This window comes from Paraburkholderia hiiakae (genome assembly GCF_904848665.1).
Taxonomy (GTDB): domain Bacteria; phylum Pseudomonadota; class Gammaproteobacteria; order Burkholderiales; family Burkholderiaceae; genus Paraburkholderia; species Paraburkholderia hiiakae.
Map to the genome: position 1 here is coordinate 539865 of NZ_CAJHCQ010000002.1, position 26388 is coordinate 566252.

The window sequence follows — 26388 nt, forward strand, 5'->3', positions numbered from 1 at the left end:
CGTTGCATCACCCGCCCAACCGAAACGGAGCATTACCATGAGCACGCAAGCCAACACCAGCAAAGTCGCGATCGTTACCGGCGCTTCCCGCGGCATCGGCGCATCGATCGCCCGACGCCTCGCAGGCGAAGGCATCGCAGTCGTCGTCAACTACGCTGGCCGCGCGGCGGACGCCAACGCGGTCGTGGAGGAAATCACGGCAGCCGGCGGCCGCGCCACGGCGATTCAGGCAGACGTGGCCGTGCCCGCTCAGGTGGCCGCGATGTTCGACCAGACCATTACGCTCTTTGGGGGCGTGGATATCCTGGTGAACAACGCGGGCGTCATGCAGCCGGGCCTCGTCAATCTGGTCGATACCGACGACGCGCTGTTCGACCGGCTCGTCGCGATCAACCTCAAGGGCACCTTCAATACGCTGCGCATTGCCGCGAAGAAGCTGCGCCAGGGCGGCCGCATCGTCAACTTTTCGAGCAGCATCCAGGCGCTCGCGCTGCCGGGCTACTCGGTGTACGCCGCCACCAAGGCCGCCGTGGAAACGATGACAAACATCTTCGCCAAGGAACTGCGCGGCCGCAATATCACGGTTAATGCGGTTGCCCCCGGACCTACCGCAACCGAACTGTTCCTCAAGGACAAGACGCCCGAGCAGATCGAGCGCCTTGCGAAGATGCCGCCGCTCGAGCGGCTCGGCCAGGCGGACGATATCGCGGAGGTGGTCGCGTTCCTCGTCGGCAGCGGCGCAAGCTGGATCGATGGTCAAACGATACGCGCGAACGGCGGCATTGTTTGATGTCCTGATCAAGCGTTTCATGACGCACGAGGAACCCATCATGAAGAAGGTTATTGTCGTTACCGGCGCATCCAGCGGTTTTGGCCGCCTTGCCGCCGAAGCACTCGCCAACGCCGGCCATACTGTCTACGCGTCCATGCGCGCGATAGCTGGGCGCAACGCCGCGGTCGTCGAGCAGATGGCGCAATTCTCGCGCGACGAGGGCGCGGATCTGCGCACCGTCGAACTCGACGTGCAGTCGCAGGCGTCCGTGGATGCGGGCATCGCCCGCGTGATCGCCGAAAGCGGGCGTATCGACGTCATCGTCCACAACGCGGGCCACATGGCCTTCGGGCCGGCCGAAGCGTTCAGCCCGGAACAGTATGCGCACCTCTACGATATCAACGTGCTGGGCACGCAGCGGGTGAACCGCGCGGTGCTGCCGCACATGCGCGAACGGCGGGAGGGGCTGGTGGTGTGGGTGTCGAGCAGCAGTTCCGCAGGCGGCACGCCGCCTTACCTCGCGCCGTATTTTGCGGCGAAGGCCGCGATGGATGCGATTGCGGTTCAGTATGCGCGAGAGCTTTCGCGCTGGGGCATCGAAACGTCGATCATCGTGCCGGGCGCCTTTACCTCGGGCACGAATCACTTTTCCCATGCGGGCAGTCCGGAAGACAACGGCGTGGTCGCGGCTTATGAAGCCGGCCCCTATGCCGGGTTCGGCGAGCAGATCCAGCAGGCGTTCGCCGCCATCGTGCCGCCGGAAGCTGACGTGGGCCTCGTGGCCGAGGCGATCGTCGAAGCGGTCGATGCGCCCTTTGGGAAGCGGCCGTTCCGGGTGCATATCGACCCGACCCAGGACGGCGCGGACGTCGGCTTTGCCGTACTGGACCGCGTGAGAGCGGAGATGTTGCACCGCGTGGGCTTGTCCGACCTGCTCGTGCCGCGCAAGCGTCACGCAACGTGAGACGAAAAGTGGCGTGGCGCGCCTACTCCGTGACGCACTCCGCGGCCTTGAGTCCGCGCAACGCGGCTTCGAACTCCTCGACAGGAATCGGTCGGCAGAAGAGATAGCCCTGATACGCGTAGCATCCCGCCGAGGCGAGGAAGGCGCGTTGCTCCTCGGTTTCCACGCCTTCGGCGATCACCCCGAGGCCCAGGCTGTGGGCAAGCGCCACGATGGTTCGCGCGATCACGGCGTCGTTCGGATCGACGAGGACATCGCGCACGAATGAGCGGTCGATTTTCAGTTGGTCGAGCGGCAGGCGCTTCAAATACGAAAGCGACGAATAGCCGGTGCCGAAATCGTCGAGCGCGAAGACGATGCCGTTCGCCTTCAACGCTTCCATCTTCTCGATGATTTCCTGCACGTTGTCGACCAGCACGCTTTCCGTCAACTCCAGCTTCAGCCGGTCCGCTCTCGCGCCGGTTTGTTCGAGCGTGGCCAGTACGCTTTCCACGAAGTCCGGTTGGTGAAGCTGCTGCACGCTGACGTTGACCGCAATCGTGAGATGCGCGGTGTCGGGTTGCGTGGCCCAGCGCGCGAGTTGGGTGCAGGCTGCACGCAGAACCCAACTGCCCAACCCGGCAATGAGCCCGGTTTCTTCGGCCACGAGAATGAAATCGGCCGGGTAGACGAGCCCGCGTGCGGGATGACGCCAGCGCACCAGCGCCTCGACGCCGGTTACGCGGTCGCGGTCGATCTGCATCTGGTAGTGCAGCACGAACTGTTCGTTTTCGATCGCTTCGCGCAGCGCCGCCTCGAGCGCGGCACGCTCCACCACGACGGTTTGCATGTCGGGGTCGAAGAGGCGCACCGCGTTGCGTCCGCGTTCCTTGGACTTGTACATGGCGAGATCGGCCTGCTTCATGAGGTCGTCCGTCGATGCCTGGAAGCCCTTGAATACCGTTGCGCCAATGCTGGCCGTGCTGCGGTAGTCGATATCGTCGAGTCGATAAGGATTCCCGAGCACGGCGAGAATCCGCTCTCCCAGGGCCTCGGTTTGGCGGGCCGCTTCACGGGGAACGGGATTCAGATTGCCCACCACCACGACGAACTCGTCGCCGCCCACGCGCGCCACGGTGTCGCCTGCGGGTATGCTCGCCGCCAGGCGTTTGGCCACCTCCTGCAGCAGCAGGTCGCCCTTGTCGTGGCCCAGCGTGTCGTTAAGCGTCTTGAAGTGGTCCAGATCGATGAACAGCAGCGCGCCGCTCGTGCCGTTCCTTGCGCTATCGGTAATCGCGTCCTTCAGGTTGTCGAGCAGCAGCGTGCGATTGGGCAGGCCGGTGAGCGCGTCGTAAAAGGCCAGCTCCTTGATGCGCTGGTCGGCGATCTTGCGCTCGGTGATGTCGCGTCCGCTCGTGCGAAAACCAATGAAATCGCCCTTGGTGTCGGTAATCGGCACCCACGACGCGGAAAGCCACATGAGCGAGCCATCCTTGCGCACGCAACGAAACTCCAGGTTGTCGCCCCGTGAGCCCAGTTGCGCGCCGCGGAATTCGGGCGCGACGTAGGAGGCGTCGCCCGGATAGATCACGGTGCAGGCGAAATCGCTCATGGTCATGCATTCTTCGACGGTATAACCGATGTACTGCTCCACCGCCGAGTTGATCCAGCGCGGCTTGCCTTCCGGCGACCACCAGATTTCCCAGTTGACGGTGCAGTCCGCAATGGCGCGGAATTTTTCCTCGTTTTCGCGCAGTTCCTTCGTCATCGAGGAGGCCAGCCGTATTGCGCGGCTGCGGCCCGTCATCATCAGCCGCGTGAGCAGCGCGAGTAGCAGGCTCAGACCCGTGCCGGTGATGGCGATGAGCGTGGCCGCGTCGCGGCCGAAGCGGGCCTTGAAGCCGTCGCGGGCCATCAGCCTGAGCATCCAGTCGTGTCCGCAAACAACGAGATACTCGGTTGCCGAGAGCTCGCCTGGCAGGTGATGGGAGGCGGCGCCCGACGTTCTGTAGAGCAGCGCATCCGGCGACGATTCCACACCGTCGTATATGGAAACCGAGAGGCCAGGCAGTTCCTCGCCGTAAAGACTGGCGATGACGTCGTGCATGCGAAAGGACGCATACACCCAGCCAACGAGCTGCGCCTGGCGTTCCGTGGCGTTTTCCGGCGTTTGGCCGCGTGCGTAGACGGGCATGTACATCACGAAGCCGGGGTCGGCGCCGGGGTCGGTGTCCACCGCGAGGCGCACCTTGCCCGAAATGGTCGCCATGCCGGTGTCGCGCGCTTGCTCCATGGCGCGCCGGCGCACCGGGTCGGCCCAGGCGTCGAAGCCGGGCGCCGCGCGATTGGCGCCGATATACGGCTCGCGCTGAATGATGGGCGCGTAGTTCGCGCGCGCGCCATCGGGCTCGATCGAGTAGCCCGGCAGGCCGCGCTGTTGCATGGCCGCGATATGCGCGGCCTTTTGCGTTTGCGGCACCCACGCGATGATGCCGATGGCCTGGATGCCGGAAAAGTTGGCGTCGAGATTGAGCGTGTCGACGTAAGCCCGGAATGCGTCGCGGTCGACCTCGCCGCTCGCGGCGAACAGGCTCTGCACGCCGCGCAGCAAAAGCTCGTACGTGCCCATGCGCTGTTCGATGCGGCTCACGACGTCGCCGAGCGAAAAGTCGAACTGCGTGAGCAGTTCGTGGCGGGCCGCTTCCCGCTCGTGATTCCACAGCGCCCATGTCACGCCGAGCGCGGTGGCGAGAACCAGTAGCGGGAGCAGAACGAGGCGCGTCCGGGTCATGGTGGCGTCTAGAAGGGGACCATCGAGTCGGCGAGGTCGGGCTTGAAGTACTTCGTGAAGATGCGCCGCACCGTGCCATCGGCGATCATTTCGTTGACGAGGGCGCGCCACTTGTCCCGCTCGTCGGGCGAGAGCGCCTTCTTCGACATGATGAGTCCATGCGGAATGGGTGGATCGTCGAACTCCACGATATTGGTCACGCTCCGAATTTTCGCTTCATCGATAGCGGGATAATCGAACGGCTCGATGATCATTCCCTGAATGCGCCCGAGAATCAGCGCCTGGTAAAGTGGCTCCAGGCCGCCGGCCTGACTTACGCGGTTTTGGGCGGAGAGCGAGTCGACCAGCCGGTTGGCCGACTGGCTGTAGCGGAAACTGCGAATCACACCGAGCTGAAACTTGTCGTTGTGCTCGAAATCGGCCAGTTGATGGATGCCCGAATCCTTGCGAACCAGCAGATAGTACTTGTTGCTGAAGTACCATGCAAAATCCGCGTATTGATTGCGCTCTTCGTTCGCAATTCCCGAAAGGCTGAAATCGAGCGCGCCCGACTCGATGAGTTTCCAGATGCGTGCGCGCGACATCAGGCTCACGCGGACCTGGCAGCCGCTGCGCCGCGCGAGTGCGTCGGCGAAGTCCTTGTCGATGCCCGTGTCCGTGTCGACCGAGTAAAGCAGCCCGTGATCGTGTAAGGCGAGCGTAAATGAGCGCGAGCAGTCAGGGCCCGCGGCAACGGCGGTGCCAAGACAGCTGAGCGCCAGCAACAGGCCCCCAAGGCAGTGTCGAATCACAGCGTCTCCATGGCTTGAAAGTGGCCCGATGATGGTGTATCGGGCGGAAAACAGTCTTCACGACTTATCGGCAGCGTGCTGAAATTCTTTAGACACTTCTCATTGTTTATTTTGCACGCTTTTTGTGCAAGGGCTGGGGTGTTCAGGCTGGCCAATTTCCCGTGCAGGCCGGACTGCGCAGGCCAAAAAAAAGCGCCGGCGCAAGGCCGACGCAATTTCTAAAAAGGGATCGTGTAAGGAAGGCCCAGCCAGAAGGTGGCCTTCGCAACGAATGTTTTAGCTGATTCGCATAACGCGCAGTGATTCCCTCAGTTTTCTTCCACCGGGTCCCGGTTCAGCATGCTTTTCGGAATCGACAGAATCAAAACGCAGCTCACGAGCAAACAGGCGCCCAGCGCATAGGTGCCGTTATTGATGTCGCCGGTCAGGTCCTTCGCCACACTGGTGATCATGGAGCCCGTGAAGCCGGACAGATTGCCGACCGAGTTGATGAGCGCAATACCGGCCGCCGCGGCCGTGCCCGAGAGAATCTGCCCCGGGAACGTCCAGTAGATCGGCATGAGCCCAAGGATCGCGCAGGTGGCGATAGTCAGGAATACGATGGAAAGCGGCACGTTGTGCGCGAACAGTGCGCTCAGAATCAGGCCGATGCCGCCAATACAGGCCGGAATGGCCGCATGCAGCCGGCGCTCGCCCGTCTTGCGAGAGTGCGATGCATTCCAGATCATGGCGACCACCGCGCTGAGATAGGGAATGGCGCTCAGCAAGCCGATATTGAACGTGCTCTTCACACCGGAAGCCTTGATGATGGAAGGCAGCCAGAACGCCAAACCATAGAAGCCGGTATTGAAGGTGAGAAGAATGAACGTCAACAGCCAGACGCGCGGGCTTTTCAGCGCCGCCACGGCACTATGCGTCTTCTTCCCGCTTTCCTGTTCGAGATTCTTTTGCAACACCGCTTTTTCGGCGGCGCTCAGCCATTTCGCCGACTGAATGCCGTCGCCCATGCGCAATAGCACCACGAAGGCGACGAGAATCGAAGGAATGCCTTCGAGCAACAGCATCCACTGCCAGCCGCCGAGGCCAAACAATCCGTGCGTGTTTTCCATGAGCCACCCCGAGATGATCCCGCCGAGCGTGAGGCTCACCGGAATGGCGATCAGGAACCCCGACATCGCGACGCTCTGGCGGCGCGCCGGAAACCAGTAGTTCAGGTAAAGAATGATGCCGGGGAAAAAGCCCGCTTCGCACACGCCGAGCAGAAACCGGAGGATGTAGAACATCGTCGAGGTTTGCACGTGGAAGAAGCTCGCGAGCGGCGCGATAAAGGCGAGGGACGAAGAAACGATGCCCCATGTCACCATGATGCGCGCGATCCAGAAACGCGCGCCATAGCGGTGAAGGAGCAGGTTGCTCGGCATCTCGAAGAGGAAATATCCCCAGAAGAAAATGCTCGCGCCCACGGCGTAGATGCTGTCGCTCAGGCCCAGCGAATCCAGCATCTGCAACTTGGCAAAGCCGACGTTCACGCGGTCGAGGTAGGCGACGACGTAGCACAGAAGCAAAAGCGGCAAGATGCGCTTCAATACCTTGCGGTACAAGAGGTCTTCGGCTTCATCGACGGCGGCCGGCGAGTCCGCAATCTGGGTCAGGATTGGCATGGGATGTGTCTCCTTTCACATATGCCTTTGATCGGTCCCGCGCAGGGGAGGCTATTTCCACGAAGTTCGTGGTGTGTTTGCTGGATCTCGGTGCCGTCGGTGAACAACACGCTGTCTTGTTATCGGTAACACTGCGGGCGCTAAATTAGCACGGCAGGGCGTGCCAGGGCAAGTCGGGGGACTTCGCCGGGGCCGATCGGTGTCTCGCCTTGACCGGGAAAACGCGTGGTCTCACCTGGTGCACAGCGCGCGCGCAAAGTGCTAATATCGAGAAATGTTACCGATAACAATTCGGCGCGGACGCAGATAGGCGCTCGCGACATCGTCGAGACAAGGAATACGGAGTGAGTGATATGACCCAGCCCAATGCACGGCGCCTGCGCAGCCAGGAATGGTTCGATGATCCGGCCCATGCGGACATGACCGCGCTCTATGTCGAGCGCTTCATGAACTACGGTCTGACCCGCGAAGAACTGCAATCGGGCCGCCCCATCATCGGCATCGCGCAAACGGGGAGCGATCTCGCCCCCTGCAATCGCCACCACATCGAACTCGCCGCTCGCACGAAGGCCGGCATTCGCGACGCGGGCGGCATCCCGATGGAATTTCCGGTGCATCCGCTCGCCGAACAGAGCCGCAGGCCCACGGCGGCGCTCGACCGCAACCTGGCCTATCTGGGCCTCGTCGAGATCCTTCACGGTTTCCCGCTCGACGGCGTCGTGCTGACCACGGGTTGCGACAAGACCACGCCCGCGTGCCTGATGGCCGCGGCAACGGTCGATATGCCCGCTATCGTGCTGTCCGGCGGCCCGATGCTCGACGGCTGGCACAACGGCCAGCGCGTCGGCTCGGGCACGGTCATCTGGCATGCGCGCAACTTGCTGGCGGCCGGTGAGATCGACTATGAGGGCTTCATGGAACTGACGACGGCTTCGTCGCCGTCCATCGGCCACTGCAACACCATGGGCACGGCGCTGTCGATGAACAGCCTTGCCGAAGCGCTGGGCATGTCGCTGCCGGGCTGCGCCAGCATTCCGGCGGCGTACCGCGAGCGCGGCCAGATGGCGTACGCAACGGGCAAGCGCATCGTCGACCTCGTGCGCTACGATATGCGGCCTTCGCGCATCATGACGAAAGAGGCGTTCGAGAACGCCATCGTCGTGGCCTCCGCGCTGGGTGCGTCCACCAATTGTCCGCCGCACCTCATCGCCATCGCGCGGCACATGGGCATCGAGCTGAGCCTCGCAGACTGGCAGCGCGTTGGCGAACAGGTGCCGCTCATCGTCAACTGCATGCCGGCGGGCGAGTTTCTGGGCGAGAGCTTCCACCGCGCGGGCGGCGTGCCCGGCGTGCTGCGCGAACTCGATCGCGCGGGCCTCGTGCATCGTGAATGCCTCACGGTATCGGGCCGAACCATTGGCGCCATTGCCGACAGCACGCCGGAGCCCGATCGCGAAGTCATCAGGACAACGGACGATCCGCTCAAGCATGGCGCGGGCTTCATGGTCCTTTCGGGCAACTTCTTTGACAGCGCGATCATGAAGATGTCCGTGGTCGGCGACGCCTTCCGGCAAACCTATTTGAGCGAGCCGGGCGCGGAGAATAGCTTCGAGGCGCGCGCGATCGTGTTCGACGGTCCCGAGGACTACCACGCGCGTATCAACGACCCGTCGCTCGAAATCGATCAGCACTGCATTCTCGTGATTCGCGGCACGGGCACGGTGGGCTATCCTGGCAGCGCCGAAGTGGTGAACATGGCGCCGCCGGCGGAACTAGTGCGCCAGGGCATCACGTCGCTGCCTACGCTCGGCGATGGCCGCCAGAGCGGCACGTCGGCAAGCCCGTCGATCCTGAACATGTCGCCCGAGGCGGCGGTGGGGGGCGGCCTCGCGCTGCTGCAAACGGGCGATCGCATTCGCGTGGACCTGAACGCGCGCAGCGTGAACGTCCTGGTCGACGAGGCCGAGCTTGCGCGGCGCCGCGAAACCGCGCACTTCGAGGTTCCGCCCGCGCAGACGCCCTGGCAGGAGCTTTACCGCAAGACGGTGGGGCAACTGTCCACGGGCGGATGCCTCGAACCCGCCACGCTTTATCTGAAAGTCATTGCCGAGCGCGGCAACCCGCGCCATTCACATTAAACACTCAACACCGGACACTAAACTGGAGGCACCATGACCTCGAACACCCCATCAAACTGGCTTCCCGGCGACGTCGGGCAGGCGTTGCTCGTTGGCCGCGTGTGGCGCAAGGCAGGTGAGCATGAAGGCCCCTGCGTCGTGCTCGTTCGCAGCGGCGAAGTCATCGACATCACGGCCAGCGCGCCGACCACCGCGGACCTTTTCGACCGCGAAGACGTGGCGCAATTTGCGCGTACCGTGAGCGGCGAATCGCTCGGCCCGGTGGAGAAGCTGATCGAAGCGAATCTGCCCGGCAACGCGGCGAGCGCACTGCGCCTGCTCGCGCCCAACGACGTGCAAGCCATCAAGGCATGCGGCGTGACGTTCGCGGTGAGCCTGATCGAGCGCGTGATCGAGGAGCAGGCCGGCGGCGACCCCGCGAAGGCGCAGGAAGTTCGCGAAACCATCGCGGCCACGATCGGCACCGATCTCTCGAAGATCAAGCCGGGCTCGGAAGAAGCGATGAAGCTCAAGGCGGAACTCGAGCGGCGTGGCGCGTGGTCCCAGTACATGGAAGTGGGCATTGGGCCCGACGCGGAAGTCTTTTCGAAGTCGCAGCCCATGTCGGCAGTGGGCTTTGGCGCGGATGTCGGCTTGCTGGCCGCTTCGGTCTGGAACAACCCCGAGCCGGAAATCGTTCTGGCCGTGAACAGCCGCGGCGAGATCGTCGGCGCGACGCTCGGCAACGATGTGAATCTGCGCGACATCGAAGGTCGCTCGGCGCTGCTGCTCGGCAAGTGCAAGGACAATAACGCGTCGTGCGCGATCGGCCCGTTCGTGCGTCTGTTCGACGAATCGTTCACCCTCGACACGGTGCGCAAGACGAGCGTCGCGCTGCGCGTGGAGGGCGCCGATGATGACTTCGTTCTGGATGGCGTCAGCCACATGAGCGAGATCAGCCGCGACCCAGCCGACCTCGTGGCGCAAACGTGGGGCCCTCATCATCAGTATCCCGATGGCTTCATGCTCTTTCTCGGCACCATGTTCTCGCCGATCAAGGACCGCGATACGGCAGGCGGCGGCTTTACGCATCATCTCGGCGACAAGGTCACCATCTCCGCGCCGGAACTCGGCGCGCTGATCAACACCGTGCAATTGAGCACGGCACTCGCGCCGTGGACTTTCGGCGTGCGCGCGCTTTATCGTAATCTGGCTTCGCGCGGATTGCTGTGAGCCACTGAATCAGGAAACGCCATGAACCAGTTCGACAATTACATCGGCGGCCAATGGGTGCGCGGCGCCACGGCCTCCACCAACGTCAATCCGTCCAATCTCGACGACGCGATCGGCGAGTTCGCACAGGCAGACGACGCGCAGACGCGCGACGCCATTGCCGCCGCGCGCAAAGCCTTTGCGCAGTGGTCGCTTTCGACGCCGCAGCAACGCTTCGATCTGCTCGACCAGGTGGGCAGCGTCATTCTCGCGCGCAAGGCCGAGTTGGGCCGCCTGCTCGCGCGCGAAGAGGGCAAAACGCTGCCCGAGGCCATCGGCGAAGTTGGCCGCGCCGCGCAGATCTTCAAGTACTTTGCCGGCGAGGCGCTGCGCCTTGGTGGCGAGATCGTGCCTTCGGTGCGCCCGGGCATGACCGTCGAGGTGACGCGCGAGCCGATCGGCGTGATCGGGCTCATTACGCCCTGGAATTTTCCGATCGCCATTCCCGCCTGGAAGATCGCGCCCGCGCTGGCCTATGGCAATACTGTCGTCATCAAACCCGCCGATCTCGTGCCTGCGAGCACGTGGGAACTCGTAAAGATCATTGCGGAAGCGGGGGCGCCTGCCGGCGTCATCAACCTCGTGATGGGGCGCGGCTCGGTGGTGGGCGAGGCGATCGTCAGCTCTCCTGATGTCGACGCCGTGAGTTTCACCGGCTCGGTCGCGACGGGCCGCGCGATTGGCGCGAAGTGCTTTGCAACGGGCAAGAAGTTCCAGTTGGAGATGGGCGGCAAGAATCCCATGGTCGTGCTCGACGACGCCAATCTCGACGTGGCCGTGGAAGCCTGTATCAACGGCGCATTCTTCTCCACGGGGCAGCGTTGCACGGCGTCGAGCCGGCTCATCGTGACCGAAGGCATTCACGACCGTTTCATTGAAGCGATGAAGGCCCGCATGAAGACGCTTAAGACGGGCGACGCGCTGGCGGATGGCACGCATATCGGGCCCGTTGTCGATGATAAGCAGCTTCAGCAGGACGAGCGTTATATCGCGATTGCGCGCGAAGAGGGTGGCGAAGTGTACGGCGGCGAGCGTGTTGAAGGCGCCACCCGCGGCTATTTCCTCGCCCCCGCGCTCGTCACCGGCACGACTTCGGGAATGCGCATCAACCGCGAAGAGGTGTTCGGCCCTGTTGCCTCGGTCATCAAGGTAAAGGACTATCACGAGGCGCTGGCTGTGGCGAACGACACGGAGTTTGGTTTGTCGGCGGGCATCTGCACGACGTCGCTCAGTTATGCCAATCATTTCCGCCGCCATGTGCAGGCCGGCATGGTCATGGTGAATACCGCAACGGCGGGCGTGGACTATCACGTTCCGTTTGGCGGCCGCAAGGGCTCGAGCTACGGCCCGCGCGAGCAAGGCAGCTATGCGCGCGAGTTCTACACCACGGTGAAGACGGCGTACGTCAACCCGGGCGCAGTGTGATGCCGCGCGGGCGGTGCGCAGCAGGCACCGCCCGCGCATTAATCGGGTAGCAGTGACCCAGTGCGCCGCGGCGTGGCGCCGGCAACCCACGCCACTTCCATCCCCGCAGTGGCGAAGCGCGTGCGTTGACGCGCGTACAGCATCCCGGTCACAGAACTCGCGATCGTGATGACGCGATCGGTCAGCGGATCGACTACATCGGCAATCGGCTGGCCAGCTTCGACCCTTACGCCAACCGGCGTGCGGAACACGAGCACGCCCGAGGCCGGCGCGATGAGCGATTCGACGCCCGCGAACGGCGTGGCCGCGCATTCGAGCGGGGGCAGTGGCGCGGGCGTGCCCTCGATCACACCGCGATGCGTGAGGTAGTCGATGATGGCGTTCGCGTCGTGCTCGGCGAAGTCGTAGCTCACGTCCGCCTGGCCGCGCAGTTCGATCGTCACGGAAACCGCCCCGTTGGGAATCGGATGGCGGTCGCCATAGTGCTCGCGCAGCGCGGACCAGCAGAAGCTGTGGATCTCGTCGAAGGGATTGCCGTTCGAATTGAGCGCAAAGAGCGATGCTTTCGCTTCGAGATAGCACGCGAGCGGCTCGACATCGGCCCACAGGTCCGGGTTCGTGTAGAGATGCATCGCGCCTTCGAAGTCGCAATGCAGGTCGAGCACGACATCGGCGTCGTATGAAAGGCGCTGGAGCGCGAGACGTTGCGAGCCGAGTTCGGTGGTGGGCGCCTGTTCGTCAAGCGCTTCTCGCATCGCAGCGCGCGCGGCGAGCAGATTCTGCTGCGCGTCGTCGCCCAGTCGAGGGCCGACACGCGGGAGCACGAGTTCGGCGAGATCGTGGAAGTGGCGGTTGAAGTTGGCCGCGGTGCCGCTTTCGAAACGGCCGAGCAACTGGCCGAGCAGGCGCTGATTCAGACCGATCGGGTTGGGCACGGGCACGACGACGACCTCGCCGCGCAGCTTTCCCGCGGCTTCGAGCGAAGCCAGGCGTTTGCGCAGCGCCCAGGCGACCAGCATGCCGGGCAGTTCGTCGGCATGCAAGGAAGACTGAATGTAGATCTTCTGTGCGCCGCTTGGGCCGTAGTGGAAGCTCGTGAGATGCCGCGCAGTGCCGAGCGCCGGCGAAATTAGCGGATGGGTTTGAGTTTGCATGATGGCGTGAGCGCGAGGTGAGTTTCCAGCGGCTGAAGAAGGACAAAAGGCGCGGGAGTGTCCCGCGCCTTCGTCATTTGTGTAGTGCTCGCGCTTACGAACCGTACACGTCGAATGCGAAGTAGTGCGATTCGATCTTCTTGTACGTGCCGTCCTTGATCATGTCCGCCAGCGCTTTATCGATCTTGACCTTCAGATCGGCGTCGTCCTTGCGCAGGCCGATGGCGGCGCCATTGCCGAGTATGCCGTTCGGGTCGCTCAGTTCTCCGCTCGTGAGCGCGAAGCCTGCGCCGCGCGGGGTATTCAGGAAGCTCAGGTTGGCCTGCACGGCGTCTTGCAGCGCGGCGTCGAGGCGGCCGGAAAGCAGGTCCGCATAGACCTGGTCCTGATCCTGGTAAGGCACGATCTTCACGCCGTTGGGCGCCCAACTGGCTTTGGCATAGGCTTCCTGAGTCGTTCCCTGCTCGACGCCAACCGTCTTGCCCTTCAACGAATCCGCCGTGGGCTGGAGGGTCGAGCCTTTCTTCGCGACGAGACGGGTAGGCGTGTGGAAGACCTTTGACGAGAACGCAATTTGCGCTTCACGCTGCGGCGTCATCGACATCGAGGAGAGCACGGCGTCGAACTTCTTCGCCTTGAGCGCCGGAATCATGCCGTCGAATTCACTTTCCACCCAGACGCACTTCGCGTTGATGCGCTTGCAGATTTCATTGCCGACGTCGATGTCGAAGCCGACCAGCTTGCCGTCCGTGCTTTTCGATTCGAACGGGGGATAACTTGCATCCACGCCGAAGCGGACGGTGGTCCAGTCCTTCGCGCAGACGGAGGTTGCGACGGCGAGCATCGCAATGCACAGGGCAAACTTCTTCATTGACGTGGAGTCTCCAGTATGTCTTTCAACGCCGCCATGACGGATGCGGCATGGTCAACAGCGTGCTGTCACGTCAGCCGTGTTGTATAGACAAGATAATGAATCTCACATCATGAGACAACTAGGGTTTTTGCTGGCGGAAGGTGTAAACGCGCTGACATATAGGCGTTGCATGCCGGGGTGAAGGCAGGGAGCGCGTTGTAAGCGCCTATTGACTAGTCAACTTGAAGGGCCAGACAAAAAGAACTGCTGTCGCGAAGAGGGCACCCGGGAGTTGCACGAGCGCAGGGGCATACGCACGCGTTATGTTGCGCACACAACTATCTGGGTAACGGACGCGGGTCAATCGTCGTCGTCGCCGTGATGATGTTCCCAGCCGCGATGGTGGCCGTGGTCATGCCAGTGGCGTTCGTCTTCGTCGTGGTCGTAGCGGTAGTAGCCGTAAGCCGGGGCCGCTTCGTAGACCGCGGCGGGCGGCGCTGCATAAACGACGGGCGGCGGCGCCTCGTACACCGGCTGGGGAGCGGCATAAACCGGACCGGGAACGCCGAGATAGACACCGATATCGGCATGGGCGGATGCCGCGCTGCTGACACACGTCCCTGCGAGCCCCGCGAGTAGATAAAACGTCAGGCGATTCATGATGATCTCTATTCCATTGAACGGACGCGGTTGCGATGGAAGCGGATTCTAGTCGCTGAGCTTACGAAAGGAATGCGCAGATTTGTCAATCGTGTAACCGGTGGTAAAGCCGCGGGAAAAATAGCTGGCTTAAGGTTCCCATAAGCAAATCAGGTAGAGCGTCATTGAGGGTCGCTTGGGTGTGCTGCTTTAGGGTCATTACACGCTTGTGCACCGTGCGGGTTGAATGTGTGTGTCAGTTGCCATTACCCTGTGAAGGCTGTTTGCGCCCAGGACAGGTTTCCCATGCGTGCCGACGATCGAACTTCTACGCAAGCTTGCGTGCCCGAATTCCGGAAGGAGGGCGACGTCTGCTCGTTCGGCAACGATGCAATTGCATTGCGCTGGGCACTCGCGGATGAACACCTCACCGGCTTCTCGCTGGTCGATTGCGTAGGGGAACGCGCGCTGCCCATCGTCACGCCGTTCGCGCTGACCTTCGCGGACGGCACCACACTCGGCCCGACCGGAATGCGCGTGCTTGCACCGGTACGGGAAGACGCGCTCGCCGCCAACCCTCAGGCTGCGCGATTGGCCGAACGCGTCGCGGGCCGCCGCGTGAGTTTCACGCTGGAAGACGCCCAGGGACGCCTGCGGGCGCAATGGAGCGTAGAGCAGCGCGCAGGCGCGCGATATCTGCGTATGAGGCTGGATCTGACTGCCCTGCGCCAGGACGAAGCCATCGCCGTCGTTTCGTTGCTACAGGCGCGGGCTGCCGGTGCGCAGGCTAGCAGCGAACGCAAGGGCACGCCGGTCGTAGCGGGCAACTTCTATCTGGGCTTCGAGCTGCCGCTTGCAACCAGCCACGTGGAAGGGGAAAGCGTCGGCTTTACGCTGCAACGCGCGCTGCCGCTCGAAAAGAACCGGTCGCTGACTTATTCCGCGGTGGCCGGCGTGGCTCGCGAAGGTCAATTGCGGCGCGATTTCGCCGCATGCCTCGAACAGGAGCGCGGCCGCCCATATCGTCCGTTTCTGCACTACAACAGCTGGTGGGATATCGGTTACCTCACACCTTATACGCAGGACCAGGCGCTGGAGCGTATCGAAACGATGGGTCGCGAGTTGCATACCGCGCGCGGCGTGCAGATCGATTCGTTTCTTTTCGACGATGGCTGGGACGACCTCGGCGGCGGCTGGCATTTTAGTCGGGCATTTCCACATGGTTTCGTGCCGCTGCGCGACGCCGCAGCACGCTATGGCGGCGCGCCGGGTGTATGGCTGTCTCCCTGGGGCGGCTATTGCGCACCGAAGGACGAACGCGTAACGCGCGGCCGCGCCGCCGGCTATGAAATCATCGACAACGGCTTTGCGTTATCGGGGCCGCGGTATTACGAGCGCTTTCATGAAGTCGTGATGAACCTGCTCGCGAGAGACGGCGTGAACCATTTCAAGTTCGACGGGACGGGCAACGCGGACAGCGTGTTTCCAGGCAGCCTTTTCGATAGCGACTGGGACGCGGCGATCCAGCTCATCGGCGACATTCGCGCAGCCAAACCCGAAACCTTCATCAATCTCTCGACAGGTACGCGCCCTTCGCCGTTCTGGCTGCGCTACGTCGATGCGATCTGGCGCGGCGGCAACGACGACGGTCAAGCGGGCAGCGGCACGAACCGCGAGCGCTGGATCACCTACCGCGATGCGCAGACGTATCACAACGTCGTGCAGCGCAGCCTGTTCTTTCCGCTCAATTCGCTCATGCTGCACGGTATTGTCTTTGCACAGTGCAATCCACGTCTGAATGCTTCGGCTGGCGACGAATTTGCGCACGAAGTACGGTCGTTCTTCGCAAGCGGTACGCAATTGCAGGAGCTATACGTCACGCCTTCGCTGCTGGGCGAGGACGAGTGGAACGTGCTCGCGCAAGCCGCCCGATGGGCGCGCGCGAACGGCGACGTATTGCGCGACAGCCATTGGATTGGCGGCGCGCCCGACGAAGCAGCCATCTACGGCTGGGCCGCGTGGGCGCCGTACAAGGCAATCGTGACGCTGCGCAATCCGCACAACCACGCGCGGCGCTTCGCGCTGGCGCTGCGGCATCAACTGCAACTGCCGGTTGCGGCGGCAGGGCGATTCCACGCGCGCAGAGTCTGGCCTACAAGCATGACCAGCATTCCAGCAGTGCTGGACGCGGACGTGCCGCTCGAAATTCAGCTCGCCCCATTCGAAGTGCTCACGCTGGAACTCGTGCCAGGCGGTGGGTGCTAATACAACGAATTGGCCAGTGGCACCGGCTTCGACTCGGTCTGGTGCAGGTCGAAGATCAGCACTTCGTTCTCGCCCTGCGTGAGCCACGGCGCGGGGCAATACAGGCGCCTTTGCGGGCCGATACTCCAGTAGCGCCCGAGATTGCGCCCATTGACCCAGACCACGCCCTTGGTCCAGTGGCTCATATCGAGCCAGGTGTCACCGACCTCCTTCAAATCCAGACGCGCCTTGAAAAAGAGCCCGGGTTTAAGCGGATTCGTGCGGCGCTCCTTCAACCCGGCGATGAACGTTTCATCCATTGGCAGCAAAAAGGCTTCCCAGTCCTTGAGTGACGAGATGGACCCATCGGCGTATTGCAACGTTACGGGCTCGAGCAGCCCTTTGCGGTCGACTATCGCCGCCCCGAAGTTGACGCGTCCCATGCCTTCTACCAGGATTTCCAGCGCTCCCGGCGCGCCAGTCGAAGTGGCGGGAAGCGCGAGCGGTGCGCGATGCGTCACGCGCAACGCCTGTGCATAGTCGCGCGGAATCTGTGCGCGCGAGACGCCACCCGCATATTGCTCGCCGACGAAAACGGCCGCATAGTCATGAACGCCGCTGATATCCAGCGCACTAGCGGGTTGCGTCTGCAACGTTTTGCGATACAGCATGAAACCGAAAGTCTGGCCGTAGTGTTCGAAGGAATGCGGATCGACGCTTAATTCGCGTGGCAGGGGCGCGGGCAGATTGTCCCAGATCGACGCGTAGAGGGTTGGCGCGAGGGCCGGGACCGAGAGTGTGGCGATGGCATCGGGAATGTCCGGTAGAGGCTCGCTCAGGTAGCGGGCGATGATGTCGCGATACTTGATGTATTTCGCCGTGGCCGCCCCTTGCTCGTTGATCGGTGCGCCATAGTCGTAGCTGGTGATATCGGGTTGATAGTTGCCCGACTCGTCCACGTTTGCACCGGCATAAAAATCAAAGCTCGTGCCACCATGAATGACATAGAGATTAAACGACAATTGCGACTGCATGAATTCCGTCAAGATGGCCGAAAGATCGTAATTGAGTCCAGCGAATATCGGCTCGCCCCAATGCGTGAGCCAGCCCGGGTAGACCTCGCCGGCCATCGCGGGCACGGCGGGAAAGGCGCGCCGCACCGCTGCGATTTGCTGCGCATTGCCGTTGCTCAACGCAATCGCACCGCCCTTCACTGTGCTGCGATTGCGTTCGAGTTGCCCGAGGCCGTCTTCGGTATAGAACGGCCCCGTTATGCCGCCTCGTAGCCAAAGCTGCCTGAGTTCTTCCAGATAAGCGGGATTGCTTGCGTACGATCCGAACTCATTCTCGATCTGGATCATCAGGATCGGGCCGCCTTCTTCGAGCATCAACGGCTTGATGCGCGGAACCAGCTCGCCGATGTAGCGCGCCACCGCCGCCATGTAACGGGCATCCGTGGCCGAGTCGGTGCGCAGCTCAATGTCCGGTTCGCTCAGCAAGTAAGCGGGGAGGCCTCCCAGGTCCCACTCGGCGCAAACATAAGGTCCCGGCCGCAACAGTACCCACAGCGCTTCTTCCTGACACAGGCGGATGAACGCTTCGATATCGCGGTTGCCGTTCTCGAAGTCGAACACACCACTGCGCGACTCGTGATAATTCCACATGATGTACAACGCGATGCAATTCATGCCCATCGCTTTGGCCATGCGAATGCGATGCAACCAGTACTCGCGTGGAATGCGCGCGGGATGCATTTCGCCGCTGCGAATCTGGAGCGGCTCACCGTCGAGCAGGAAGTGCTCGCCGTCGGGGCTGAACGAGAAGGTATGGCTGCGTTCGAGGTTCACAGTGCAATCGCGCCCTTGTATTTGCAGACTCACGCACTATACTTCCACGGCTGATCGTAGAACGCTTAATTCCGCTTAGGCCTATAATTCGGCAAGAATACGCGCAAGTCAGATATGCCGAGCTATGTAACCGTATTGACGCAGTTACATTCGAATATGAAAAAGCGTGCTATTTTTCCGATTGCCAGCTCAACGCTTCTCGTCGCGGCGGGAATTTTCTGCATCGTCTTGTCACTCACGACAAGGTCAATGATTGGAACGCTTTTCATCGCAAGGATGCTGCTGTTCTGCGGCTTCGTGCATGCCTTGAGTCTCTTCACGACGAAAGACTGGACACTCGCCGTCAGGCGCATTCCACCAGTCGTTGTGCCCGTCCTGGTCGGCATTCTCATTCTGGTCAACGACAGCGCACGGGCGCGTGGTCTTACCGTGATGCTGATGATCTTCTTCGTGCTGGACGGCTTCTTCAAGATCATTGCGTCGGTCGGGCAGGACGTGAAGATCAACAATATCGGCATTGTCAGCGCGGCGCTGTCTTTCCTGCTCGCCATTTTTCTGGCCGCCAATTTCCCGAGCGTGCCGTTACCCTTGCTCGGACTGTTCCTTGGGCTGGATCTCATTTCCATGGCCGTGGTGCCGTTTGCCGGCCGGGAGCGCAGGCGCGGCCTGATCTGACCTGACGAAAGCAAAATTGGCGGCCGCGTCACGTTCGTGCATCACGATTCGCGCGAGCACGGTGTAGCCCTCGATACCCGTCTCAGCGCACAGTTGCCTTTTCCACACGCAAAACCGACGGAGGCGATTCATGATCTTCGCAAATGGCTTTACGTTTTCGAACTTTATTATCGATGCGTTTTCGATATTCATGTTCATTCTGTGGTTCTGGCTGTTCATCACGATCACGAGTGACCTGTTTCGTCGAACCGATATATCGGGATTCATGAAGATCATATGGGTGATATTTCTGATTGTTTTGCCCTATATCGGCATATTCGCCTATGTCCTTACGCAAGGCAGAGACATGGCGCATCGCAACCAGGAGCGGGCGCAGAAGGCGCGCGAAGAACTGCGCCACATCGTGGGCTACAGTGTCGCGGACGAAATCGAGAAGCTGGACAAGCTGAGAACGACAGGATCGATTTCAGACGACGAGTACAAGCGCCTTCGCTCGCGGCTCGTCGATTGAGGAGGGCGGCAGGCATGCCAACCGCCCATGCATGAATCATGCAGCAATGGAACGGGCTACGCTTACGTAGCCCGTCTCGTCACCCCACTCATTCAGTACCCGGAACAATCTTCGAGATCTTCCAGTTGCTTCTCGTCACCAGCACGTAGTCGCCGTTCACACCCAGCCATTGCTGGCCGCGCCCAGGTGCGTCCAGGTTATGCGACTTCCAGTCTTTCATCTGGTAGTTGTAATGCCGGTACTTCGAGGGAACCTGCTGGCCTTCGTGCCAGTCGCGATGCGGCATGGTCGGCATGACCTGCTGGCGCCCTGTCCCCTGGCTTTGATCGCCACCGGAGCCTTGTGCAATTGCGGGCGAGGAGACACCGACGAGGAGCGCAGCGATGACTGAGAGGACGAGTTGGCTTTTCATGATTCGATCTCCTGAGGCAAGAAGATGATTGACGTCGCCATGGCCTATGGCTTCTTCGGTTATAGAGCATCCTGAAAGCCGTGATATCCGACTGTGCGAACGTGCCCTTAAAGACGTATGGGCAATGGCTGGAAAACGGAAGAATCCAGCGGTTTGAATAGGGGTGTGAAGCGTCTATCCATAGTAGTAAAGGGAATTCCGACTTCAAGAAATTTACGACTGATTGATTTTGTGGCGGTTTTGCGTAAATCGCGTGAATGCGTGAAAGCGATATCTGTTAGATAACGATCGAAATGCGGTGTGCTTTTCGCGCGTTTGTGCGCTTGCGGACTGCGCACATCGAGGGCCGCAAATCGCAGTTTGAGAGAACATCGCAGTGAGCCGTTCGAAAACATGCGCAACGAGCCGTTCAGGCGCGCGTGTACCGACTCTATTTTTCGGTGGAGCCTCGCGTGTCAAACTGCGAACCCAGACGCTGTCGACCGTTGCTGATCGTCGTTGCGGCAATGTTGCTGCTGGCGGGCTTCGGATGCCGCGACCGGCAAACCCAGGGCGGCGCAGCGCCGCCGCCGAGCGTGCTGGTCGAAACGGTTGCGGCGCAATCCATTCCCCGCGTGATCGAACTGCCAGGGCGCATCGAAGCGATCCGCTCAGCGGAGGTGCGGGCCCGCGTAGACGGTATCGTCGAGCGGCGTCTCTTCGAGGAGGGCACCGACGTGCGCGCCGGCGCGCCGCTCTTTCTCATCGATTCGCGCGACTACCAGGCCGCATTGCAGCAGGCCCAGGCGGCGCTCAACCGGGCCCTGGCCGTGCAGGGCAATGCGGCCTCGGAAGTTGCGCGCTTCAAGCCGCTGGTGGCGCGCCAGGTCGTGAGCGCCCAGGAATTCGAGGCCGCGACAGCCGCACTGCAGCAGGCCGACGCGAATGTTGCGGACGCACGCGCCGCCGTGACGCTCGCGCAGCTCAGGCTCGATCGATGCACGGTTCGCGCGCCCATTGCGGGCCGTGTCGGCCGCGCGCTCGTGACCGAAGGCGCGCTCGTCAGCGCGGCCGGCGCGACCTTGCTCACGCAGGTCAACCAGCTCTCGCCCGTGAACGCCGTGTTCACGCAATCGAATATTTCGCTGCTGGAAGTACGCAAACAGATCGCGTCGGGTGCGCTCGCGGCGCCCGACGCAGACCGCGCGCAGGTACGGCTCACGCTCGCGACCGGCGACGACTACAGCGAGCCGGGCGTGCTCGACTTTACCGATCTCGTCGTCGATCCTTCCACCGGCACGCAGGTTCTCCGCGCGCGCTTCAACAATGCGTCGCGCATCTTGTTGCCGGGGCAGTTCGTGCGCGGGCGCATCGTGATCGGCACGATACCGAACGGCCTGGTTGTCCCCGCGCGCGCCGTGCAGTTCGACAACAACGGGGCGAGCCTCTCGCTCGTCGCCGACGACGGCACTGTCGTGCGGCGCAATGTCGTTCTCGGCCCGCAGGAAGCGGGGCAATGGGTCGTGAAGGATGGGCTGGAGGCGGGTGAGCGTGTCATCGTCGACGGTTGGCAGAGGGTGCAGCCCGGGCAGCGCGTGGAGGCCCAGCCCTTCACCGCTCCAGGCCACTCCTGAGCGGCGCGCGCCATGAACCGATTCTTCGTCTACCGGCCGGTCTTCGCGTGGGTGGTTGCGCTCTTCATCGCGCTCTTTGGCGGCCTCGCGCTCATGCTGCTGCCGGTCGAGCAATATCCCGACGTCGCGCCGCCCTCGCTCACGATATCGGCGGTCTTTAGCGGCGCGGACGCGAATACGCTGGACCGTACGGTCACGTCGATCATCGAAGACGAAATGAACGGCGTCGAAAACTTCCTCTACATGTCGTCGCAAAGCCGCTCGAACGGCACGGCGCAGATCACCGTCACGCTCAGACCCGGCACGAATCTCGACGTCGCGCTTTCGCAGGTCCAGGACCGCTTGAGCCGTGTCGAGCCGCGCTTGCCGCTGGAGGTTAGGCAGGTGGGCGTGACCGTCACGAAGGCATCGTCGGGCTTTCTGATGCTCGTTGCGCTGCAATCCGCCGATGGGTCGATACCGGCTGTGGAACTGGGCAACTTCGCCGCCAATAATATCGTCAACGAATTGCGCCGCATTCCCGGCGTGGGCGATGCGCAGCTGTTCGGTTCGTCGTATGCCATGCGGATCTGGATCGATCCGGAAAAACTCAGCAGCTTCGGTCTTTCGGCCAACGAAGTGATGACGGCCATCCAGGAACAGAATAGTCAGACCGCGGGCGGGAGCCTCGGCGACCAGCCCCTCGCGCCAGGCGCCGAACTCAATGCGCAGATCGTCATGCGCGGCCGCTTTTCGACGCCCGAGCAGTTCCGCGAGGTCATCGTGCGCTCGAACCCGGATGGCTCGACGGTGCGCGTGGGCGACGTCGCGCGCGTGGAGTTGGGGAACGACAGCTATGGGTTTGGCTTTCGTGTGAACGGCAAGGAGTCGGCCGGGATCGCCATCCAGCTCGCGAGCGGCGCGAACGCGCTGGCCGTGGCGAGCGCCGTGCGGCAGCGTCTCACGCAGCTGCAGCCCACTTTCCCGAAGGGCGTGGCATGGGTCGTGCCGTTCGACACGACGCCGTTCATCACGACTTCGCTAAGCGGCGTGCTGCGTACGATGGTCGAGGCGTTGCTGCTCGTGACGGTCATCGTGTTCCTGTTCCTCCAGAAATGGCGCGCGACGCTTATTCCCACGCTGGTCGTACCGATCGCGCTGGTCGGAACGTGCGTGGGGATTTATTTGTTCGGACTATCCATTAATCTGCTTTCGTTGTTCGCCATGGTGGTGGCGATCGGCGTTCTCAACGACGACGCGATCGTCGTGGTGGAAAGCGTCGAGCGCGTGATCCAGGAAGAGGGGCTCAGTGCGCCGCGGGCGACCGTCAAGGCCATCGGGCAGATTGCGGGTGCCGCCATCGCGAGCACGCTCGTGCTCATTGCGGTGTTCGTTCCCATGGCATTCTTTCCGGGCTCGACGGGCGCGATCTATCGCCAGTTCTCGGTCACGCTCACCGTCTCGATCTTTCTGTCTACCTTGCTCGCCCTCACGCTGGGCGTGGCCATGTCGGCGGCGCTGCTGGGCAGCAAGACGACGACCGATGACGGCACAGGCAAACGCGCTGCCACACGTTGGCCAGCCCGCATCCAGCAGCGCATTTTCGACGCATTCAACCGCGGCATGGAAACCGCCACCGAGCGTTACGTGCTGGCCGTGCAGGCGATGCTGCGCAAGCCGGTGCGTTGGCTCGTCGTATTCGTCGTGGTCTGCGTGGCGACGGGGTTCCTCTTTACCCAATTGCCGCGCGGCTTTATTCCGGGCGAGGACCAGGGGCACATTTTCGTCGCGTATACGGCGGCGCCGGGCGCGACGGCGCAGCGCACGCAACAGGTCGTCGATCAGGTCGAGGCCTTTCTCAGGCAGCAGCCCCAGGTGCGCAATATCGCGTCGGTCACGGGATTCAGCTTCTTCGGCCAGGGGCAGTCGGCGGCCATGTCGTTCGTCGACCTGAAGCCGTGGGCAGACCGGCCGGGCGCGGCGAATTCGGCGGGGGCGCTCGTTGGGCGCGCGAACGCGGCATTCCGCAATATCCCGCAAGCGCTCGTCTTCGCGCTCGATCCGCCGGCCATCCCCTCGCTCGGCAACGCGAGCGGCTTCACGATGAAGATCCTGGACCGCAGCGGCGTGGGCGGCGCGGCGTTGCAGCAGGCGAGCGCTCGCATGCTGGCCGAGGCCGCGCGCAGCCCGTTGCTGGTGGGCGTGCGGCCAGATGGCTTGCCGCCCGCGCCGCAACTCTATGTCGATATCGACCGCGTGAAGGCGCGTGCGCTGGGGCTGCAGATCGGCCAGGTGAACAGCGCGCTTGCGCTCGCGTTCGGCTCGAACTACGTGAACGACTTCGTCTACGAGGGGAACGTGCTGCGCGTGCTCATGCAGGCCGACGCCGACCAGCGCATGCGGCCCGAGGACGTCGGCGCGCTGCGCTTGCGCAACAACGTGGGCGAGATGGTGCCGTTTTCGGCGTTCACAAGCGTGCACTGGACTGCGGGCCCACAACAGGTCGAACGCTATAACGGCTTTCCTTCGGCCACGATCTCGGGGCAGGCGGCGCCGGGCCGCTCCAGCGGCGCGGCGCTCGCAGAGATGGAGCGCATTGCGGACCACGTTCTTTCCGGCAGCCTGTCCTACGAATGGACCGGCACGGCCTTCGAGGAACAGCAGGCGGCCGGGCAGATCGGTGCGCTGCTGCTGCTTTCTCTCGTTGTCGTGTTTCTGCTGCTCGCCGCGCTGTACGAGAGTTGGGCGATTCCCGTTGCCGTGCTGCTCATCATTCCCCTGGGGGTGCTGGGCGCGGTTCTTCTCACCATGGCCCGGCGCTTTTCCGCCGATATCTACTTCAACATCGGCCTCGTGACGATCATCGGCCTCGCGGCCAAGAACGCCATTCTGATCGTGGAGTTCGCCATCAAGGAGGAGGCCGCGGGCAGCGATACCGTGACTGCCGCGGTCAACGGCGCGCGCCAGCGCTTGCGTCCGATTCTGATGACGAGCGTGACCTTCGTGCTCGGCATGCTGCCGCTCGTGCTCGCCACGGGCGCGGGCGCGGCGGGGCGGCAGGCGGTGGGCACGGGCATCCTGGGCAGCATGTTCACGGCGACGCTCTTTGGCATCTTTTTTACGCCCGTGTTCTATGTAGTGGCACGCAGATGGTTGAGCCGCAAGCGCACGCAGGACGATGACGAAGAAGACGTGCGGCCCGCGGGAGCGAGCGATGTTTAAGACTGCCAGGTGGATGCCGATTGCTGCATGCCTCGCGCTCGCGTCGTGCAATTTTGCCCCGCGCTACCAGCAGCCGGCGTTGCCAGTCGCCAGCACCTACGAGAGCGCGGACATAGCTGCGCCCGGCGGCGAGCGTCTCGCTTCGGAACTGACGTGGGAGACGTTTTTCCGCGATCCGGCGCTCAAACAGCTCATTGCCATGGCGCTCGAGCATAACCGCGATCTGGCGGCCTCGGTTGCGCGCATCGAGCAGGCGCAGGCGCTCTACCGCGTGCAACGCTCCGCGCAGTTTCCGCAAGTGGCCGTGGGCGCGGATGCCACCCGCACCAAAACGCCGCTGAACACCATCGAGCCCGAGCTTCCCAACAACAACACCTCGATTCACTTCAACCAGTACAGCGTGCAGGTGGCCGTCACGTCGTTCGAACTCGACTTCTGGGGGCGCGTGGCGAACCAGAGCGAGTCCGCGCGCCGCAACTATCTGGCGACGGTGGAGGCCAATGAAGCGTTTCGTCTCTCGCTCATCAGCAACGTGGCGGCGACTTACTACGCCATTCTCTCGGGCAACGAGGGCATCGACCTGGCGCAGCACACGCTCGAAACGCGCCAATACGCGCTGGAAGTCGCGCGCCTGCGCCTTGAAGCGGGCGCGACATCGCTCGTGGATTACGAGCAGGCGCGCATTCTCGTCACGCAGGCGCAGACGCAGCTTGCCGAGCTGCAAAGGACGACGGGCCAGCAGCGCAATCAGTTGGCTGTCCTGATCGGTGGTCCGCTGCCCGACACCGCGGACATGACGCAGCGCCATGTGCTCGCCGACGCCGACCAGTTCGGCACGCTCGATGCGGGCATGCCTTCTTCGCTGCTCGCGCTGCGCCCCGATATTCGCGCGGCCGAGCAGTCGTTGCGAGCCGCCGACGCCGACATCGGCGCCGCGCGCGCGGACTACTTCCCGCGCATTTCGCTCACGGGCAATTTCGGCTATGTGTCGCCAGAGTTGAGCGATCTGTTCGTGCCCGGCAAGCAGGCATGGCTCATCTCCGGATTCGTCACGCTGCCCATCTTCGACGCGGGTCGCCGCAGCGCGCAGGTGCGCCTGTCCGAAGCGCGTCAAACGGAACTTGTGGCGAGCTACCAGAAAACCGTTCAGGTGGCGTTCCGCGAAGTCTCCGACGCGCTGATCGCGCGCCAGCGCCTGCAGGAGCAGATCGCGGCGCAGGAGCGCGCGGTGGCCTCCGAGGCTCGCCTGGCTGAAGCCGCCGATCTGCGCTACCAGAACGGCATTTCCATCTATCTGGAAGTGGTCGATGCGAAGCGCAGCCTGTTCGCGGCCCAACAGCAATTGATCCAGCTACGCGCGGCGGCGCTGCAAAACGGCGCTTCGCTATACGTGGCGCTAGGGGGTGGGCAGGATGCGCCCCCGCCGGCGCATGCGGACGCGGCTAGCAACGTTGCCAACCCCTAGCC

19 protein-coding genes are annotated in these 26388 nt (G+C 62.8%); 11 read left to right on the forward strand and 8 right to left on the reverse strand.

What is annotated here, in order from left to right:
• Positions 1–37: 37 nt before the first annotated feature.
• Positions 38–790, forward strand: coding sequence for an SDR family oxidoreductase (locus JMY28_RS06365; RefSeq protein WP_201695032.1), 753 nt, complete (start codon positions 38–40; stop codon positions 788–790).
• Between the two features lie 40 nt (positions 791–830).
• On the forward strand, positions 831–1736 hold the full coding sequence (locus JMY28_RS06370; RefSeq protein ID WP_201695033.1) for an SDR family oxidoreductase: 906 nt from the start codon (positions 831–833) through the stop codon (positions 1734–1736).
• Positions 1737–1758: 22 nt separating this feature from the next.
• Here the strand turns inward: JMY28_RS06370 and JMY28_RS06375 are convergent, their stop codons facing one another.
• From JMY28_RS06375 to JMY28_RS06385, 3 genes are all read right to left on the reverse strand, one after another.
• Positions 1759–4506 (reverse strand): bifunctional diguanylate cyclase/phosphodiesterase, encoded by a 2748-nt coding sequence (locus JMY28_RS06375; RefSeq protein ID WP_201695034.1) that lies wholly within the window; start codon positions 4504–4506, stop codon positions 1759–1761.
• Positions 4507–4514: 8 nt separating this feature from the next.
• Positions 4515–5297 carry a substrate-binding periplasmic protein gene (locus JMY28_RS06380; protein WP_201695035.1) on the reverse strand — a complete coding sequence of 261 codons (783 nt, stop codon included), beginning with the start codon at positions 5295–5297 and terminating at the stop codon, positions 4515–4517.
• A 308-nt stretch (positions 5298–5605) separates the two neighbouring features.
• Positions 5606–6958 carry an MFS transporter gene (locus tag JMY28_RS06385; protein WP_201695036.1) on the reverse strand — a complete coding sequence of 451 codons (1353 nt, stop codon included), beginning with the start codon at positions 6956–6958 and terminating at the stop codon, positions 5606–5608.
• A gap of 353 nt (positions 6959–7311) precedes the next feature.
• Between JMY28_RS06385 and JMY28_RS06390 the strand changes: the two genes are divergently transcribed.
• From JMY28_RS06390 to JMY28_RS06400, 3 genes are read left to right on the forward strand one after another with little or no spacing between them, the layout of a single operon-like run.
• Positions 7312–9096: an IlvD/Edd family dehydratase gene (locus tag JMY28_RS06390; protein WP_201695210.1), complete on the forward strand. Its 1785-nt coding sequence runs from the start codon at positions 7312–7314 to the stop codon at positions 9094–9096.
• A gap of 33 nt (positions 9097–9129) precedes the next feature.
• Positions 9130–10308: a fumarylacetoacetate hydrolase family protein gene (locus JMY28_RS06395; RefSeq protein ID WP_201695037.1), complete on the forward strand. Its 1179-nt coding sequence runs from the start codon at positions 9130–9132 to the stop codon at positions 10306–10308.
• A gap of 21 nt (positions 10309–10329) precedes the next feature.
• Positions 10330–11772, forward strand: coding sequence for an aldehyde dehydrogenase family protein (locus JMY28_RS06400; protein WP_201695038.1), 1443 nt, complete (start codon positions 10330–10332; stop codon positions 11770–11772).
• Positions 11773–11810: 38 nt separating this feature from the next.
• On the opposite strand, the gene JMY28_RS06405 is transcribed toward JMY28_RS06400, so the two are convergent.
• The 3 genes from JMY28_RS06405 to JMY28_RS06415 form a co-directional block, all read right to left on the reverse strand.
• On the reverse strand, positions 11811–12926 hold the full coding sequence (locus JMY28_RS06405; protein ID WP_201695039.1) for a succinylglutamate desuccinylase/aspartoacylase family protein: 1116 nt from the start codon (positions 12924–12926) through the stop codon (positions 11811–11813).
• A gap of 94 nt (positions 12927–13020) precedes the next feature.
• Positions 13021–13797 (reverse strand): ABC transporter substrate-binding protein, encoded by a 777-nt coding sequence (locus JMY28_RS06410; RefSeq protein ID WP_201695040.1) that lies wholly within the window; start codon positions 13795–13797, stop codon positions 13021–13023.
• A gap of 342 nt (positions 13798–14139) precedes the next feature.
• Positions 14140–14439 (reverse strand): hypothetical protein, encoded by a 300-nt coding sequence (locus JMY28_RS06415; protein WP_201695041.1) that lies wholly within the window; start codon positions 14437–14439, stop codon positions 14140–14142.
• 321 nt (positions 14440–14760) lie between these two features.
• Between JMY28_RS06415 and JMY28_RS06420 the strand changes: the two genes are divergently transcribed.
• On the forward strand, positions 14761–16683 hold the full coding sequence (locus tag JMY28_RS06420; RefSeq protein ID WP_407945470.1) for an enterotoxin: 1923 nt from the start codon (positions 14761–14763) through the stop codon (positions 16681–16683).
• On the opposite strand, the gene JMY28_RS06425 is transcribed toward JMY28_RS06420, so the two are convergent.
• The gene (locus JMY28_RS06425) at positions 16680–18509 is read right to left on the reverse strand and encodes a beta-galactosidase (RefSeq protein ID WP_201695043.1); all 1830 of its coding nucleotides are present in this window, start codon (positions 18507–18509) and stop codon (positions 16680–16682) included. The two genes, JMY28_RS06420 and JMY28_RS06425, sit on opposite strands and share 4 nt — an antisense overlap.
• 156 nt (positions 18510–18665) lie before the next feature.
• Between JMY28_RS06425 and JMY28_RS06430 the strand changes: the two genes are divergently transcribed.
• Both JMY28_RS06430 and JMY28_RS06435 read left to right on the forward strand, forming a co-directional pair.
• The gene (locus JMY28_RS06430; protein WP_201695044.1) at positions 18666–19184 is read left to right on the forward strand and encodes a DUF308 domain-containing protein; all 519 of its coding nucleotides are present in this window, start codon (positions 18666–18668) and stop codon (positions 19182–19184) included.
• Between the two features lie 130 nt (positions 19185–19314).
• Complete coding sequence (locus JMY28_RS06435; protein WP_201695045.1) at positions 19315–19695, forward strand: PLDc N-terminal domain-containing protein; 381 nt, start codon at positions 19315–19317, stop codon at positions 19693–19695.
• Between the two features lie 88 nt (positions 19696–19783).
• Here the strand turns inward: JMY28_RS06435 and JMY28_RS06440 are convergent, their stop codons facing one another.
• Positions 19784–20107 carry an RcnB family protein gene (locus tag JMY28_RS06440; RefSeq protein WP_201695046.1) on the reverse strand — a complete coding sequence of 108 codons (324 nt, stop codon included), beginning with the start codon at positions 20105–20107 and terminating at the stop codon, positions 19784–19786.
• Positions 20108–20559: 452 nt separating this feature from the next.
• Here JMY28_RS06440 and JMY28_RS06445 point away from each other — a divergent pair, with 452 nt between their 5' ends.
• The 3 genes from JMY28_RS06445 to JMY28_RS06455 are packed head-to-tail and all read left to right on the forward strand — an operon-like array spanning position 20560 to position 26386.
• Positions 20560–21720 carry an efflux RND transporter periplasmic adaptor subunit gene (locus JMY28_RS06445; RefSeq protein WP_236596724.1) on the forward strand — a complete coding sequence of 387 codons (1161 nt, stop codon included), beginning with the start codon at positions 20560–20562 and terminating at the stop codon, positions 21718–21720.
• A gap of 12 nt (positions 21721–21732) precedes the next feature.
• Positions 21733–24921: a multidrug efflux RND transporter permease subunit gene (locus JMY28_RS06450; protein WP_201695047.1), complete on the forward strand. Its 3189-nt coding sequence runs from the start codon at positions 21733–21735 to the stop codon at positions 24919–24921.
• A complete protein-coding gene (locus tag JMY28_RS06455; protein WP_236596725.1) occupies positions 24914–26386 on the forward strand; it encodes an efflux transporter outer membrane subunit in 1473 nt (490 codons plus the stop codon). Before JMY28_RS06450 ends, JMY28_RS06455 begins: the two co-directional genes overlap by 8 nt.
• Positions 26387–26388 lie beyond the last annotated feature (2 nt).